Raw genomic sequence first — 15849 nt, forward strand, 5'->3', positions numbered from 1 at the left:
GGACGCTTAAACACGTACTATCTTGGCTCCAATGGCTCTAAGGCGCTCATCAATATTCTCGTAACCCCTATCAATTTGCTCTATGTTATTGATTGTTGATGTTCCCTTGGCAGATAGGGCCGCAATCAGCAAGGAAACTCCGGCGCGAATATCAGGGGAAACCATAGTGGTCGACTTTAGGGTCGATTTAAAATCATGGCCTATTACCGTGGCTCTGTGCGGATCACAAAGAATGATCTTAGCTCCCATGTCAATCAATTTATCTACAAAGAAAAGCCTACTCTCGAACATTTTCTGGTGGATTACCACCTCGCCCTTAGCTTGAATGGACACAACCAAAAGAATACTCAACAAATCGGGAGTCAATCCTGGCCATGGCGCATCGGCAATGGTCAATATCGAACCGTCGATATAGTTCTGGACCTCATATCCATTTTCATGCTTTGGGATGTAGATGTCATCGCCTCTCCGTTCCAGCTGAATTCCTAATTTTTGAAAGGCATTCGGAATTTGACCTAAATCGTCCCAGCTTACATTTTTAATGGTAAGCTCACTTTTTGTCATTGCGGCCAATCCTATCCAGCTTCCAATTTCAATCATATCGGGCAACATGGTATGTTCTGTTCCTCCAAGGGACTCCACGCCTTCAATGGTCAATAGATTTGATCCTATTCCGCTGATCTTTGCCCCCATCCTATTCAGCATCTTGCACAATTGCTGCAAATAGGGCTCACAAGCGGCATTATAGATTGTGGTAGTGCCTTCGGCAAGTACCGAAGCCATTACAATATTTGCTGTTCCCGTAACCGAGGCCTCATCCAATAACATATAGGTTCCTTGGAGTTTTTCGGCTTCAACACCATAGAAATACTCCTCCTTGTTATACCGAAACTTTGCACCCAGTTTAATAAAACCTTCAAAATGGGTATCCAAACGTCTTCTACCGATCTTATCACCGCCTGGTTTGGGAATATAGCCCTTTCCAAATCTGGACAACAATGGTCCTACTAACATAATAGATCCACGAAGTCCACGTCCATCCTCCTTAAACTGGTCGGATTGCAGATAATCAAGATTAATATCATCCGCCTTAAACGTATAAGACCCCTTTCCTTTTTTTTGGATTTTGACACCCAAGTCTTCCAACAATGCGATCAATTTGTTCACATCGATGATATCAGGGATGTTATTTATTGTGATTTTTTCCGGTGAAAGCAATACCGCACAAAGAATTTGAAGTGCTTCATTCTTTGCTCCTTGAGGAGTAATTTCACCATGCAATTGGTGGCCACCCTCTATTCGAAATGTTCCCATGAATTCCTCTGGAATTTAATATCTTTTTTTACCCTTGTAGTTTCGCTGCCCTTTCTTGTTGTTACTTCCGTTTCTGTTGGATTTGGCTAAACGGTTTTTAAGAAATTGGCCACTATCCGTTAAGTTTTCTCCATCTGGAGCTAGGTCAATCTGTCCATCGCTCAATTCCTTTAGATGGGCAAAAATCGCAGAGTCTTCCACTGAATCCTTATTCCAATTTAGGTAACATTTTTTCATATGGTTTGCGATGGCATATTCCAGACCTGATCGCATATCGCCTTTTTCCCATTTTATGGCCACATCGATCATTCTTTTGATGTTATTTCCATAGAATCTGTACTTCGGATGGTTTTGCGGGTATTCCAATGGCTCAGGACGTTGCTGTAACACTTCTTTGGAGGTAATGGGAAAAGGTGAATCTACATCCAACTTAAAATCGGACATGATAAAAAGTTGATCCCATAATTTATGCTGAAAATCGGGCACATCCCGTAAATGGGGCTGAAGATTACCCATTACACTAATAATGGACTTAGCCACTTTGTTTCGCTCTTCCCTATCAGCTATAGATACAGCGTGGTCGACCATTTTTTGAAAATGACGCCCATATTCAGGAATGTGGAGTTTAGGACGCTCCGTATTATATTCTAAGTTTTCTACTAAATTCAAACTAAAGTATTTATGAAATTAAATTATCGGGAAGTCTATCCGATAACGTTTGCAAATTAATAAAATTATGCCAATCGGCCGTCTTATAGGGAAATAACTCCTTCAACGGTAGATACTTCCTTATACTTTGCTATTACTTCATCCGGATTTTTTAAGTGGACAGTAATAGAAATACTGGTATAGGTTCCTTTTTTGGATTTTTTTGACTCAATAACTGCACCGGTATTGTTAAAGATATTGTTTATCTGCTCAATGCGTTTTTCATCCGTAGGAACAATAAACTTATATAGGTAATTGGATGGCCATTTTGTGTTTTCCAACAACTGTTCTTTAAGTCTCGCGTAAAATTCATCGGATTTCTCCTTCTCCATGTTGCTATTTTATACAAATATATGGCTTAGCGCACAATTTTTTTTCCTTCTCCCTATTTCATTACTTTGTGCTGTAAAACATTTCTATTTGAATAGTACCAAAGTTGTTATCACAGGGGCTCCAGGAACAGGAAAAACATCCATTGTAAACGGATTGGAGGGCAAAGGATTTCAGTGCTTTCACGAGATTATTCGGGACATGACGTCCAAAGCAAAGAAAGAAGGTAATCCTGAGAACATGGTTTCCAACCCTTTGGTCTTTGTCGATGACGCATTACAGTTCAACAAGGACCTTTTATACGGAAGGGCGGCTCATTTTAAAGAATCCTTGAATTCCGTAGCTCCCATAAATATCTTTGACCGCGGCATTCCAGATGTATTGGCCTATATGGACTTTTTTGATCAGGAATATGGTCCTGAATTCATCACCGCATGTGAAAACCATAAATACGACGCTATTTTCATTGCGCCTCCTTGGAAAGAAATCTACATTTCTGACAACGAGCGATTGGAGACTTTTGATGAGGCCCAGAAAATTCATGACGCCTTGATGCATACCTATACCCAATTTGGTTATAACCCTATCATCATCCCCAAAAAACCAATTCCAGATAGGGTATCTTTTGTTTTGGAAACACTTAACCAGATGTAGTGCAACAATCTCCTAAACGTATTTTAAAGGAATTTTGGGGACATTCAGAATTTAGGGGCTCCCAAGCGTCAATTATCAATGCCATTCTTGAGGGCAAGGATGTAATGGCCCTAATGCCAACTGGTGGTGGTAAATCCATTTGTTATCAGGTTCCAGCTCTGGCCAAAGAAGGCATATGTATCGTGGTCTCACCGTTGGTAGCCCTCATTCAAGATCAGGTACGTCAATTGAAATCTAGAGGAATCAAGGCGGTTTCATTGGCCGGTGGCATTTCATTTGAGGAACTTGGCAATCTACTCGATAATTGTATTTACGGGAATTATAAGCTGTTATACTTATCTCCGGAACGCCTACAGCAGACCGTGGTCCAGGAAAGGATTCGAGAGATGAATGTAAATCTCATAGCCATTGATGAGGCACATTGTATTTCGCAATGGGGCAATGATTTCAGGCCGGCCTATTTGGATTGTGCCCTATTGAGGGAACTTGCTCCAAACGTCCCAATGGTAGCACTTACGGCCACGGCAACACCAAAGGTGGTGCAGGATATACTGGAAAACCTCAACCTAAATCAGGCCCAGGTTTTTAAAGATTCCTTCTCACGTTCCAATATTGTGTTCAAGGTCAAACACACAGAGGACAAGCTGTATCATTTAAAAAGTGCTGTTGGAGAATCCACTGGAAGTACAATTGTATATGTCAGGTCACGTCGCATGACCATTTCTTTGGCCGAATTTTTAAACAAGAACGGATTCAAGGCCTCCTATTTTCATGGAGGTATTTCAAAATCTGCAAAAGAGGAGCGATTAAATTCATGGCTGAATGAAAAAGTGCATATAATGGTAGCGACCAATGCTTTTGGCATGGGGGTGGACAAATCCAACGTGCGACTGGTTGTGCACTATCAAATTCCCGATAGCTTGGAAAGCTATTTTCAAGAGGCCGGAAGGGCCGGAAGAGATGGGAAACGCGCGACCGCAATATTACTTACTTCCCATGAGGACAGGGAACGGGCTGTACAACAGTTTCTAGCACACCTTCCCAATGTTGCATTTGTGAAAAAGCTGTATCTCCAGCTGAACAATTATTTTCAAATTCCATTTGGTGAATTGGTTCAAGATACCCTGGATTTTGAATTCAACACCTTTTGTAAGCGCTATGAGCTAAATTCCAATATGGCTTATCATGGTCTAAGGATCCTTGATCAAAATTCCGTAGTATCCTTATCAGAAAGCTACACGGAAAGAACAACTTTACGCTTTGTCGCCTCCAAAAATGAAATTTTTGATTATTTGGAAAAGCATCGTAAGTCTGCACCTGTCATCCAAACCATTCTTCGCACCTATGGAGGTATTACAGAATACGAGACCAAAATCAATTTAGTATTGGTTTCAAAGAAAACGGGAGTATCTGAAAAGGACATAAAGAAGTTGTTGGAGCAACTGCACGATGATGGAATTGTCACCTATAAAAGTTCTGCGAGCGATATCGAGATTACTTTTTTGGTACCGCGCGAAGATGATAGAACCATAAATACCTTTGCCAACAACATAAAGGCGTTAAACAAGACCAAAGAGGACAATATGAATGCCATGCTGGGGTATGTGGACAACACCAATACATGCCGTAGCTCCTATTTGCTAAATTACTTTGGCGAAAAGGCGAAGGATAAGTGCGGGGTATGCGATATTTGCACTGGGCCAAGCCAAACAACGGCAGCATCAAGAAATGTACTTTTTGAGCTTATCAAGGTCAAGCCGTACACCTCAAGAGCACTTGTGCAGGAGTCAAAGTTGGAAGAAAGTGTGGTGTTGGAAGTTTTGCAGGCATTGCTTGAAGATGAATTAATACGATTGAACCATAAAAATGAGTATGTCCTTATATAAAGAACCTTTACGAATTGTGTTTATGGGAACTCCTGATTTTGCCGTTGGGAGCCTAAGGAGCATTTTGCAAGCGGGATTCAATGTAGTTGGAGTCATCACGGCTCCTGACAGACCAGCAGGAAGAGGAAGAAAAATTCAAAAGTCCGCTGTAAAGCAGTTCGCTGAGGAACGGGAATTGAACATACTACAGCCTACCAATTTAAAGAATGAAGATTTTTTAAATGAATTGCGGGACTTAAAAGCTAATTTAAATGTAGTGGTCGCATTTCGTATGCTTCCCAAAGCTGTATGGCAGATGCCCGAGTATGGTACCTTTAACCTTCACGCTTCCTTGCTACCCCAATATCGAGGTGCAGCACCAATAAATTGGGCAATTATCAACGGAGAAACGGAAACTGGTGTTACTACCTTCTTTATAGACGACAAAATAGACACTGGAAAAATCATTCTCCAGCGGAAAGAAAGGATACTGCCCGAGGACAATGCTGGGGACCTGCATGATCGTTTGATGGAAACAGGTGCCGAATTGGTGGTGGAAACCTGTCGGCAGATTGAATCCGGAGAAGTTTCCAGTTTTATCCAACCAGAATCCCAAGATTTAAAGACCGCACATAAAATCCATAAAGAAACCTGTAAAATAGATTGGAACGCTCCATTGGAACAAATTCATAATCATGTGAGAGGACTTAGTCCTTATCCTGCCGCTTGGTCTTATCTCATCAATAATGATCAAAAGGAAAGCATTAAAATATATAGAACAGAAATGGAATCCGAAGAACATGACCATATAATAGGTAAATTATTTTGGACGAAAAAGGAAATGAAAGTTGCGGTCAAAGGAGGTTATCTTCAACTTTTGGAGGTGCAATTTCCTGGAAAAAGGAAAATGGATATCAAGCAGGTTTTGAATGGGTTAACTCTTGATGAATTTGCTCGACTTCTCTAAACCCTTACCATTACTAGGCTGGCAAATGCCCCTATTTTTTTTCAACTTTATCAACAAACGTTTCAAGTTATCAACAAAAAGCCGGATTTCCCTAGGTTTTACTTGCGTTGCACGCAAATCCGTATAAATTTGTTCAGCATTAAAATTATTTTAACAACAATTAATTTAATTCCATTATGAACAAAACAGAATTAATCGATGCTATGGCAGCTGATGCAGGCATCACAAAAGCAGCGGCTAAAAAAGCATTGGAATCTTTCTTGGGAAATGTTGAGGGATCTCTTAAAAAAGGAAACAGAGTTTCTTTGGTAGGTTTTGGTTCTTGGTCAGTATCTAGAAGAAACGCTAGAGAAGGAAGAAATCCTCAAACTGGACAAACCATCAAGATAGCAGCGAAGAACGTAGTAAAGTTCAAAGCAGGAGCTGAATTGAGTGGTTCGGTAAACTAATCAATAGTTTTTACGATATATAGAAGCACTTCCTCACGGAAGTGCTTTTTTATTTGTACTAAATCGAGGTTTTGTAAATACCATATATTATGTTACATTTAGTAATAAGAATTATTGCTTATGGTTAGTCACAAGCCAACAAAAGGAAAATTATTGATTGCGGAACCGACGCTTTCGGGTGATGTTTCGTTCAGTAGATCCGTGGTTTTGATTGCCGAGCACAACCATGAAGGGTCGGTAGGATTTATCCTGAACAAGCCTTTGGATTATACCATAGATGACCTTATCACTGAAATTACCATTCCTTTTAAAGTCTTTAATGGCGGTCCTGTTGAACAGGATAATCTATACTTCATTCATAAAGTACCGCACCTGATTCACGATAGTGTTGAAATTTCAGATGGTATCTTTTGGGGCGGTAATTTTGAAAAAACTGTTGAGCTCATCAATAACGAAACCATCACGGAACAAGATATTCGATTTTTTCTCGGTTATTCCGGATGGGACTCGAGCCAACTGGACCAGGAGCTTTTATCCAAATCGTGGGTAGTTGTACAAAATGAGTACGAGAGCAGTATTTTGGAAAAATCCGCCAACGCTTTTTGGAAAGAAAAGATGGTGGAACTGGGCGGGGATTACCTATTGTGGTCCAATGCCCCCGAAAATCCTTCACTCAATTAGATCTAGCCAACTCTTGCTTTAACATTCAATTTTCCGACTAAACTTTTGCTGAAACCGGTATCGTAGGTTTTCTTTCTATACTTGGTTATAGCAACTATTCCGCTGATACTATTGGTTATGAAAAGCTCGTCCGCTTTTTGTAGTTCAAACGGGGAAATCGACTCTTCCACAATAACAACGTCCTCCAATGCGGACAGAATTTCAATAAGCTTTTTTCGAATGATACCATTCAAACAGCCATCAGTTAAAGGTGGAGTTTTGACTTTTCCATCCTTGACCAAAAACAAATTCCCATTGATAGCTTCAACCACATTTTTCTCATTATTGACCAATAGGCAATTCCCATAACCATTTTCCTTGGCATAGACGCTTGCCACTACGTTGAGAATTTTATTGGTGGTCTTTAAATTGGACAGCATATCCTTATTTACGTAATAGTCCTTGAACAGCTCTACTTCATAGGGTCCATCCTGAGCGAGATAAAAAGGTGTTTCCATGGAATCCACTTCAATTAAATAGGATATTTCATTGGTAGCTGGACCGTACAAACCACCTTCTTTTCTGAAAACTGTCAGTCGTACCCTAGCTGGACTATTTTGTAAACCGTTTTCTGTTACCGTTCTGATAACTTCCTCCTCCAAAAATTCCAACGTAAAATTCATAGGAATCTCCATACGCAGTATGCGCATTGAAGCCATCAGCCTAAAATAGTGGTCTTCCCAGAAGAAAATCGTCCCATTGACACATCGTACCGATTCGAAAAGGGCATCGCCAAACTTTAATCCTCTATTATCATGGGTCAGGATTGCTTCGTTATTAGAACAAATGTCACCATTGAAATTGACCATAAAAAAAGTCCCGATTTTATCGGGACCAAATATACGTTTTAGTTCAGAATACAACTATTTTGAACCCAACACCTGTTTTAAATCCGATACTTGGTTTTCCCACAGCATTTTAGCTTCGTCCTCCTCATCTTCTTCAGCAAAATCCGTTATAAAAAGTGATACATCCTTGGTAATCTCATCCACAATGATTCGCATCTCAAAATAACTGTCATCATCATTCTCTTCCCACGCAAATTTGACAAATTCATCACTCTTGCGTTTAAGCATCTTGGCATTTTCTTCAGCTCCATCCCAAATGAAGGTAAACAGCTCGCTACGGGAATTTACGTTATCGGCGTACCATTCGGATAGGCCTGAAGGGGTGGAAATATATTGATAAAGTAATTGTGGCGAGGCTTGTATTACAAACTCCAATTCAAATTTAATCTTATCACTCATTCTTATGATCGGTTTTTCCTTTCGACATTATATAATAATCGGGAAGATATAAAAATAAATATCAAATAATAAATTAATATGAATTTTGATTCGGCGAAAATTAAACTTTATATTTGCACCCGCTTAAACAAACCATGGCGAGGTAGCTCAGGTGGTTAGAGCGCAGGATTCATAACCCTGAGGTCGGGAGTTCAAGTCTCCCTCTCGCTACAAAAAAACCCAAGATTTTCGTCTTGGGTTTTCACTTTTATAGAGGATGGTTTGATTTCAGTTACTAATTACCTCCTACAGAAGAAAGCAAAAGGTTTTTCAGTTGCTCCCAATATAGCTTTAGCAAAATTGTGCAGGACACAAAAACCACCAAAGCGAGATAAAACAAGAGTCCGCCATCCCCCTGTACTTCAACACCCAAAGTGGTCAGATGGAAAAAAATAGCTCCAGAGATTACGCCAAGGCCCATAAGTGCCCCCAAACCTGTTGTTCTGGGCCATAATATAAGGACACTGGCTATCAGTTCAGCAATCCCACTGCCGTATCGACCCCAAGGTTCCATACCAACGGTTTCAAATATATAGATGCTTTCCGGTGCTCCGGTAAACTTAAAGAAGAGCGTTTGTAATAAAATAATGGCAGCCGCCAACCGCAACACCCACGAAACAACGTTTTTCATAATCCTAATGGTTTAGTGGTTTCTTGGTCTTGGACTACTGCCCTACCTTACATTTATAGGCTCTCTTTCATGATCAGCTCCACCACCTCTGGGTTCAGCAAAGTAGAAATATCACCAAGATTCCCAGTATCTTTTGACGCTATTTTACGGAGGATACGTCTCATGATTTTTCCACTACGGGTTTTGGGCAGTCCCGGAACAAATTGAATCTTGTCCAACTTGGCAATCGGTCCGATATGCTCGGTAATCATTTGGTTGATTTCCCTTTTTAGATTGTCACGATCACGGGATTCGCCAGTCTCCTTTAAGATTACATAACCATACAGGGCATTACCCTTAATGTCATGCGGGAATCCAACAATAGCGGATTCAGCCACCGCAGGATGCTCGTTGATGGCATCTTCAATGGGTGCAGTACCCAGATTATGCCCAGAAACAATGATAACATCATCTACCCTACCGGTAATTCGATAGTAACCTACCTCATCGCGCAGTGCGCCGTCTCCTGTGAAGTATTTCCCTTCAAAAGCGGAAAAATAGGTGTCCTTATAACGTTGGTGGTCTCCCCAGATAGTTCTGGCCATGGAGGGCCATGGGAATTTGATACAAAGGCGTCCGTCCACTTGGTTGCCGTGGATTTCATTCCCGTTCTCATCCATCAAAGCGGGTTGTACACCTGGCATGGGCAATGTAGCGTAAGTTGGTTTGGTCGGTGTTGAAAACGGTATGGGCGAAATCAATATACCTCCAGTTTCGGTTTGCCACCATGTGTCCACAATCGGACATTTCTTTTCACCCACGTGATCATTATACCAGTGCCACGCTTCCTCATTTATAGGTTCTCCCACGGTACCCAATACTTTCAAACTGGAAAGGTCACGATCGGTTACAAAATCCAAATTTTCTTTGGCCAGTGCGCGAATTGCGGTAGGAGCAGTATAGAATTGCGTTACTTTATGCTTTTCAACAATATCCCAAAACCTACCAAAATCTGGATAGGACGGTACTCCTTCGAACATTACGGTCGTAGCTCCATTCGCCAAGGGTCCATAAACGATATAGGAATGACCTGTAATCCAACCAATATCTGCGGTACACCAATACACATCATCTTCTCGATATTGGAACACATTTTTAAACGTAAATGCGGTATAGACCATGTACCCGGCCGTGGTATGCATCATCCCTTTGGGACGCCCGGTGGAACCCGATGTGTATAAAATGAACAATGGATCTTCCGCATCCATAATTTCTGGTGTGCAGTCCGAATACGCCTTATCCAATAAAGGTTGTAGCCATTGGTCACGGCCTTTTTCCATATGAATTTCAGCATTGGTTCGTTTCGCCACCAAAACTGTCTTAACATCCGGACATTGCTTTAAGGCTTCATCCACAATCCCTTTCAGGTCAATAGTTTTTCCGCCTCTATAGGAACCATCAGAAGTCAATACCATTGTGGCTTCGCAGTCATTGATACGTGTCGCCAAAGCGGTTGATGAGAATCCTGCAAAAACCACGGAATGCACAGCGCCAATTCTGGCACATGCCAGCACCGAAATGGCCAGTTCTGGAATCATGGGCAAGTAAATGACCACTCTATCTCCCTTTTTGACTCCATTATCCTTTAAAACGTTTGCGAACTTGCCAACACGCTCATGCAGTTGTTTATAGGTAATATGCTCGGCTTCCTCATCCGGACTGTTGGGTTCAAAAAGAATGGCCGTCTTATCGCCACGAATATGCAGGTGTCTGTCGATGCAGTTCTCCGTGATATTGAGCTGTGCCCCATTAAACCATTTTACCTCCGGCTTGGAAAAATCCCATTCCAAAACGTTGTCCCATCGCTTGCGCCAAACAAAATGTTCTTCTGCGATTTCTTCCCAAAATGCCTCAGGGTTTCTTACAGATTTTCTATAAACCTGAAAGTACTCCTCCAAATGTTTAATGTGGTAGTTGCTCATACGTAGTCCTCAAAAATTTAGTGAGCCTTAAAAATAGCAAAAAAGAAGCAGTAGCTTTAACAATTGGGGATTAATCGACGTAAGGGAAATCAGTAACTTCGACTTACTTTTCACGATCGACGAATGACTAAAATAGAGAGATACCATCTGCATAAAAATGACCCTTCCAAGCTTCATTTTGAGGTCAAGGATGCCCAACCTTACTATGAATTGAACAAAAAACCGGCTTCAGTACCCCATCGGCATAGTTTTTATCAACTCATTTGGTTTAAGGAGCATGGAAGACATTATGTGGATTATGAAGTGATAGATCACGACGCAAACTCCATTTTTTTCATCAATAAAAACCAGATTCATTACTTCTGTCCCGACTCCTCAAATATTGGTTTTTTATTTCACTTCAACGATGAGTTTATCAATGCTAGGAATGCTGGTTTGATGGACAGGTTTGCCGTATCAATTTTTAACGAAATAGGAGGCTATTGTTTGAATTTGGACCCCGCAGAAGCTGAAAAGTTCGATGGTATTACCGCTTCCATCCAATCGGAGCTGACTTCCAAGGAATCTTTTTACAAGGAACAGGTGTATCATTACTTTCAGATCATTCTGCTTCAAATTGAGCGACTTCGAAAAAAAGAGAGTAACATAGATTTCAACGCAAACATGGATTTTGGACTCGCCTTTAAGTTTAAAAGACTGATCAACCAACAAATCCATGAATTCCATAGCATTGATGCGTATGCCACAGCTTTGGGTACAAATTCAAAGACCTTGACAAACGTCAGTAAAAAAATCTTGCTTACCACACCTGCCGAGGTAATCAGGGAAAGTAAACTTCTTGAGGCCAAACGTATGCTTTCCAATCAAAAAATTTCGATAAAAGAGATTGCCTATAGCCTGGGTTTTGATGATCCTACCTATTTTACCAAATACTTCAAAAAAGGCGTTGGTCATACTCCAAAGGAATTTCAAAAAACCTTTCTCTAAATTACCAGCATTCACCTGTAGATCACCATTTTTTTCAAAGCGCGCATAAGAACTTTGTATGGAAATTAAATCCATATAGCATATGAGCAAACAAGCATTGATAATAGGTGGTACAACCGGAATGGGAAAGGCCACCGCAGAACTATTACTAAAAGACAACATCGAGGTAACCGTGGTTGGGCGGGATGATTCCAACCTTAAAAGCGCTGCTTCAGCACTTTCTGAATTTGGTACCGTTAAAGCGGTTCAATTGGATTTGAATGATGATAGAGCGGTAAGTGAATTCATTTCGACCTTGCCAAGCCAATTACCAAACCTTGTATATTTGGTGAACGCGGCCGGATATTTCAGCCCGAAATCTTTTTTGGAGCATACGCAAGATGACTACGACATTTACCACAACTTTAATAGGGCGTTTTTCTTCATCACCCAAGCAGCTTCAAAAATTCTAATCGAAAACGGAGGTGGATCTATTGTAAACATAGGTTCCATGTGGGCCAAACAGGCCATAAAGGCGACGCCTTCCTCGGCTTATTCCATGGCAAAAGCAGGATTACATTCGCTTACGCAGCACTTGGCTATGGAACTGGCGGAACGTAATATTCGCGTAAATGCCGTATCTCCAGCTGTGGTGGTCACTCCAATATACGGTGCCTTCATTGAAAAAGATAAAATTGAAGAGACCCTTCAAGGTTTTAACGATTTCCACCCTATCGGACGTGTTGGACGTGCCCAGGACATCGCACAAACCATCCATTTTTTACTGACGGACAAAAGCTCTTGGGTAACTGGAGCCGTTTGGGATATTGATGGAGGTGTGATGGCTGGAAGAAACTAAATCTTAACTATTAGGAAACTCTTAAATCCCATCATTGTATTTTGATGGGATTTTAATGTTCCAAGGCATCTCCTGCCCCACTTGGAATTCTAATATTCTCCACTATTTCCTGTACGGACTCTGGAGGTGCTGCATAAAATCTTGAAACTATAAGCGCTACCGCAAAGTTGACCAGCATTCCTACGGTTCCGAAACCTTCGGGGGAAATCCCGAACCACCAATCATTGGCGGTATTGGTTTCCGCATCCCCAATCCAACCCAGTTTAAACCGTGCGATATAATAGGTGGTAATCCCCAATCCCGCAATCATACCTGTAATAGCCCCTTCCCTATTCATTCGTTTGCTGAAAATTCCCATTACTATAGCCGGAAAGAAGGAGGAAGCCGCCAAACCAAACGCCAGGGCGACCACCGAGGCCACAAAACCGGGAGGATGGATTCCAAAGTATCCAGCAACCGTAACAGCAAGAACCGCCGCAAGGCGTGCAATCAATAGTTCCTTTTTATCGGAAATGTCCGGAGCAAATTGCTTTTTGATCAAATCATGGGAAATAGAGGTCGATATCACCAATAGTAATCCGGCTGCAGTGGACAAAGCCGCTGCCAATCCACCTGCCGCGACCAAGGCAATGATCCAGTTGGGCAATCCGGCAATTTCCGGATTTGCCAAAACGGTAATATCGCGATCTACGTAAAGTTCGTTGGCCGTACCACTTGCGTTGGAAATCTTTCGCTGTCCATGGTCCCCTTTTCCTTCAATAAACAATGGCTTTTTACCATCAATTGCCGAACCGGGAAGGTATTGGATTTTTCCATCTCCATTTTTATCTGTCCACGCAATCAGTCCCGTTTCCTCCCATTTGGTAAACCAAGGTGGAATTTCTTGATAAGGTGTATCTTCTACAGTTTCCATGAGGTTGGTGCGGGCAAAAACGGCAATGGCAGGGGCTGTTGTATAGAGAATCGCAATGAACAACAATGCGTACCCAGCTGATTTACGGGCATCCCGTACCTTTGGTACCGTAAAAAAACGGATGATCACATGGGGTAAACCTGCGGTTCCCAACATTAATGCCGCAGTGATAAAAAAGACATCTGTGGTCGACTTAGAACCATCGGTGTAAGCGGTAAATCCCAAATCCGTCATCAAGCCATCCAATTTATCCAATAAGTAAATACCATCTTCCCCAGCTGAGCCAAATCCTAATTGCGGAATCGGGTTTCCTGTGGCCATAATCGAAATAAATATGGCTGGAACCATAAAGGCGAAAATGAGGACACAATATTGGGCTACCTGGGTGTATGTGATTCCTTTCATTCCACCTAAAAAAGCGTAGAATAAAACCACTGTCATCCCAATATAGACCCCCGTGTTCACCTCAACATCCAAGAATCGGGAAAAAACCACCCCGACACCACGCATTTGTCCGGCAACATAGGTGAAGGAAACAAAAAGTGCAGCAATAACCGCAACGGTTCGGGCAACATTGCTATAATAGCGGTCTCCTATAAAATCAGGAACCGTAAACTTTCCAAACTTTCTTAAGTAGGGTGCCAACAGCAGTGCTAACAGCACATAGCCTCCTGTCCAACCCATTAAATACACAGAACCATCATAACCCGAAAAGGCAATGATTCCCGCCATCCCCAAAAAGGAGGCTGCGGACATCCAATCTGCCGCAGTGGCCAATCCATTGGCCAAGGGGGAAACTCCTCCACCAGCCACATAAAACTCTTTGGTTGAACCGGCCCTGGACCAAATAGCAATTCCAATATATAATGCAAAAGTGAGCCCGACGATGATAAACGTCCATGTTTGAATTCCCATAAGTTACTCGTTAACGTTGTATTTTTTGTCCAACTTGTTCATCAGGCGCACATAGACAAATATGAGAATTACGAACACATAAATAGAGCCCTGCTGCGCAAACCAGAAGCCTAGTTTAAATCCTCCCAAACGAATGGTGTTCAATTCATCCACCAGAAGAATTCCAAATCCATACGAAACTAAAAACCAGATTATGAGAAGAATAGCGAGATATCTTAGATTCTCCCGCCAATATTTTTTGCGTTGCGAAGCGTCCATTCCAAGGTTGGTTTATTCTTGAAATATATGAAATCTCACACAACTGTTTACCTAAAATTACAAGCACTCACAAAATATTGGTTAAAATTGATATTTAACGAAGGGTATTGAGATATTTGGATACGTTACTGCCAATACGTTCCTGAATGTTGGAAACATCGGCCTTTTCAAAAGGCTCTCCCATGATACTTTCATACAGCTCAATATAGCGCTCTGACACGGATTGGATGTATTCATCGCTCATTTCGGGGAGTGTTTGCCCCTCTAGTCCTTGAAATCCATTGGAAATCAACCATTGGCGGACAAACTCTTTGGATAATTGTTTTTGGGGTTTCCCTTTGGCTTGCCGCTCTTCATAACCATCCGCATAGAAATACCTGGAGGAATCCGGGGTGTGGATTTCATCAATCAACACAATCTCCCCATCTTTTGTTTTTCCAAACTCGTATTTGGTGTCCACGAGAATCAAACCTCTTTTAGCTGCTAATTCAGTTCCCCTTTGGAAAAGCGCTTTGGTGTATTTCTCCAAAATCTCATAATCCTCTTTTGAAACGATTCCCCTACGCAAAATTTCGGCTTTGGAAATATCCTCATCATGATCCCCTTGTTCTGCCTTGGTGGCCGGAGTAATTATGGCTTCCGGGAATTTATCATTTTCTTGCATCCCTTCGGGCATGGGCTCTCCGCATAAAATCCGTTTTCCGGCCTTGTATTCCCGCGCGGCATGACCTGACATATACCCTCTGATTACCATTTCAACCTTAAAAGGCTCACAAGCTTTACCAATGGCCACATTGGCATCAGGCGTGGACATTAGCCAATTGGGAACAATATCCTCTGTGGCCTGCATCATCTTAGTGGCAATCTGATTAAGAATTTGTCCCTTATATGGAATTCCTTTGGGCATTACCACATCAAAAGCTGACAAGCGATCGGTGGCAATCATGACTAAAATATCATCTTCCAAGGTATAAACTTCCCGCACTTTTCCTTTGTAAATGGATTTTTGACCGGAAAAATGGAAATTGGTATCCATCAATGTGTTTGGCATGC

17 protein-coding genes and 1 tRNA gene are annotated in these 15849 nt (G+C 41.6%); 8 read left to right on the forward strand and 10 right to left on the reverse strand.

What is annotated here, in order from left to right; genetic code table 11:
- Nucleotides 1-6 precede the first annotated feature (6 nt).
- From murA to ACULLH_RS13885, 3 genes are all read right to left on the reverse strand, one after another.
- Complete coding sequence (gene murA / locus ACULLH_RS13875) at nucleotides 7-1314, reverse strand: UDP-N-acetylglucosamine 1-carboxyvinyltransferase (protein ID WP_454089354.1); 1308 nt, start codon at nucleotides 1312-1314, stop codon at nucleotides 7-9.
- 15 nt (nucleotides 1315-1329) lie between these two features.
- Nucleotides 1330-1983: a DUF4290 domain-containing protein gene (locus tag ACULLH_RS13880; protein WP_454089355.1), complete on the reverse strand. Its 654-nt coding sequence runs from the start codon at nucleotides 1981-1983 to the stop codon at nucleotides 1330-1332.
- 83 nt (nucleotides 1984-2066) lie between these two features.
- Entirely contained in the window at nucleotides 2067-2354 is a 288-nt protein-coding gene (locus ACULLH_RS13885; RefSeq protein WP_454089356.1) for a DUF493 family protein, read from the reverse strand.
- A gap of 88 nt (nucleotides 2355-2442) precedes the next feature.
- On the opposite strand from ACULLH_RS13885, the gene ACULLH_RS13890 reads away from it, so the two are divergent.
- The 5 genes from ACULLH_RS13890 (at nucleotide 2443) to ACULLH_RS13910 (ending at nucleotide 6968) form a co-directional block, all read left to right on the forward strand.
- Nucleotides 2443-3006, forward strand: a complete 564-nt coding sequence (locus ACULLH_RS13890) for an AAA family ATPase (RefSeq protein WP_454089357.1) — start codon at nucleotides 2443-2445, stop codon at nucleotides 3004-3006.
- A complete protein-coding gene (locus ACULLH_RS13895; RefSeq protein ID WP_454089358.1) occupies nucleotides 3006-4892 on the forward strand; it encodes a RecQ family ATP-dependent DNA helicase in 1887 nt (628 codons plus the stop codon). Before ACULLH_RS13890 ends, ACULLH_RS13895 begins: the two co-directional genes overlap by 1 nt.
- On the forward strand, nucleotides 4879-5838 hold the full coding sequence (gene fmt, locus ACULLH_RS13900) for a methionyl-tRNA formyltransferase (RefSeq protein WP_454089359.1): 960 nt from the start codon (nucleotides 4879-4881) through the stop codon (nucleotides 5836-5838). The genes ACULLH_RS13895 and fmt overlap by 14 nt, the downstream gene beginning before the upstream one ends.
- Nucleotides 5839-6014: 176 nt before the next feature.
- Complete coding sequence (locus ACULLH_RS13905) at nucleotides 6015-6287, forward strand: HU family DNA-binding protein (protein ID WP_073176939.1); 273 nt, start codon at nucleotides 6015-6017, stop codon at nucleotides 6285-6287.
- A 120-nt stretch (nucleotides 6288-6407) separates the two neighbouring features.
- On the forward strand, nucleotides 6408-6968 hold the full coding sequence (locus tag ACULLH_RS13910) for a YqgE/AlgH family protein (RefSeq protein WP_454089360.1): 561 nt from the start codon (nucleotides 6408-6410) through the stop codon (nucleotides 6966-6968).
- A 2-nt stretch (nucleotides 6969-6970) separates the two neighbouring features.
- On the opposite strand, the gene ACULLH_RS13915 is transcribed toward ACULLH_RS13910, so the two are convergent.
- Together ACULLH_RS13915 and ACULLH_RS13920 are read right to left on the reverse strand one after the other, a co-directional pair.
- Complete coding sequence (locus tag ACULLH_RS13915) at nucleotides 6971-7816, reverse strand: aminotransferase class IV (protein ID WP_454089361.1); 846 nt, start codon at nucleotides 7814-7816, stop codon at nucleotides 6971-6973.
- A 54-nt stretch (nucleotides 7817-7870) separates the two neighbouring features.
- Nucleotides 7871-8254, reverse strand: coding sequence for an START-like domain-containing protein (locus tag ACULLH_RS13920; RefSeq protein ID WP_454089362.1), 384 nt, complete (start codon nucleotides 8252-8254; stop codon nucleotides 7871-7873).
- A 136-nt stretch (nucleotides 8255-8390) separates the two neighbouring features.
- Here ACULLH_RS13920 and ACULLH_RS13925 point away from each other — a divergent pair.
- A tRNA-Met gene (locus ACULLH_RS13925) sits at nucleotides 8391-8464 on the forward strand.
- 64 nt (nucleotides 8465-8528) lie between these two features.
- Here ACULLH_RS13925 and ACULLH_RS13930 read toward each other — a convergent pair.
- On the reverse strand, nucleotides 8529-8924 hold the full coding sequence (locus ACULLH_RS13930) for a DoxX family membrane protein (RefSeq protein WP_454089363.1): 396 nt from the start codon (nucleotides 8922-8924) through the stop codon (nucleotides 8529-8531).
- A gap of 53 nt (nucleotides 8925-8977) precedes the next feature.
- Nucleotides 8978-10885, reverse strand: coding sequence for an acetate--CoA ligase (gene acs / locus ACULLH_RS13935; RefSeq protein WP_454089364.1), 1908 nt, complete (start codon nucleotides 10883-10885; stop codon nucleotides 8978-8980).
- A gap of 123 nt (nucleotides 10886-11008) precedes the next feature.
- On the opposite strand from acs, the gene ACULLH_RS13940 reads away from it, so the two are divergent.
- Nucleotides 11009-11872: a helix-turn-helix domain-containing protein gene (locus ACULLH_RS13940; RefSeq protein ID WP_454089365.1), complete on the forward strand. Its 864-nt coding sequence runs from the start codon at nucleotides 11009-11011 to the stop codon at nucleotides 11870-11872.
- Nucleotides 11873-11954: 82 nt separating this feature from the next.
- Nucleotides 11955-12710 carry an SDR family NAD(P)-dependent oxidoreductase gene (locus ACULLH_RS13945; protein ID WP_454089366.1) on the forward strand — a complete coding sequence of 252 codons (756 nt, stop codon included), beginning with the start codon at nucleotides 11955-11957 and terminating at the stop codon, nucleotides 12708-12710.
- 52 nt (nucleotides 12711-12762) lie between these two features.
- On the opposite strand, the gene ACULLH_RS13950 is transcribed toward ACULLH_RS13945, so the two are convergent.
- The 3 genes from ACULLH_RS13950 to ACULLH_RS13960 all read right to left on the reverse strand — a co-directional run bounded on the left by ACULLH_RS13950 (nucleotide 12763) and on the right by ACULLH_RS13960 (nucleotide 15847).
- On the reverse strand, nucleotides 12763-14538 hold the full coding sequence (locus ACULLH_RS13950) for a sodium:solute symporter family protein (RefSeq protein WP_454089367.1): 1776 nt from the start codon (nucleotides 14536-14538) through the stop codon (nucleotides 12763-12765).
- A 3-nt stretch (nucleotides 14539-14541) separates the two neighbouring features.
- Entirely contained in the window at nucleotides 14542-14796 is a 255-nt protein-coding gene (locus tag ACULLH_RS13955) for a DUF4212 domain-containing protein (protein WP_454089368.1), read from the reverse strand.
- Between the two features lie 94 nt (nucleotides 14797-14890).
- Nucleotides 14891-15847 (reverse strand): phosphoribosylaminoimidazolesuccinocarboxamide synthase, encoded by a 957-nt coding sequence (locus tag ACULLH_RS13960; protein WP_454089369.1) that lies wholly within the window; start codon nucleotides 15845-15847, stop codon nucleotides 14891-14893.
- Nucleotides 15848-15849 lie beyond the last annotated feature (2 nt).

It is taken from the genome of Flagellimonas sp. 2504JD4-2 (genome assembly GCF_053642935.1).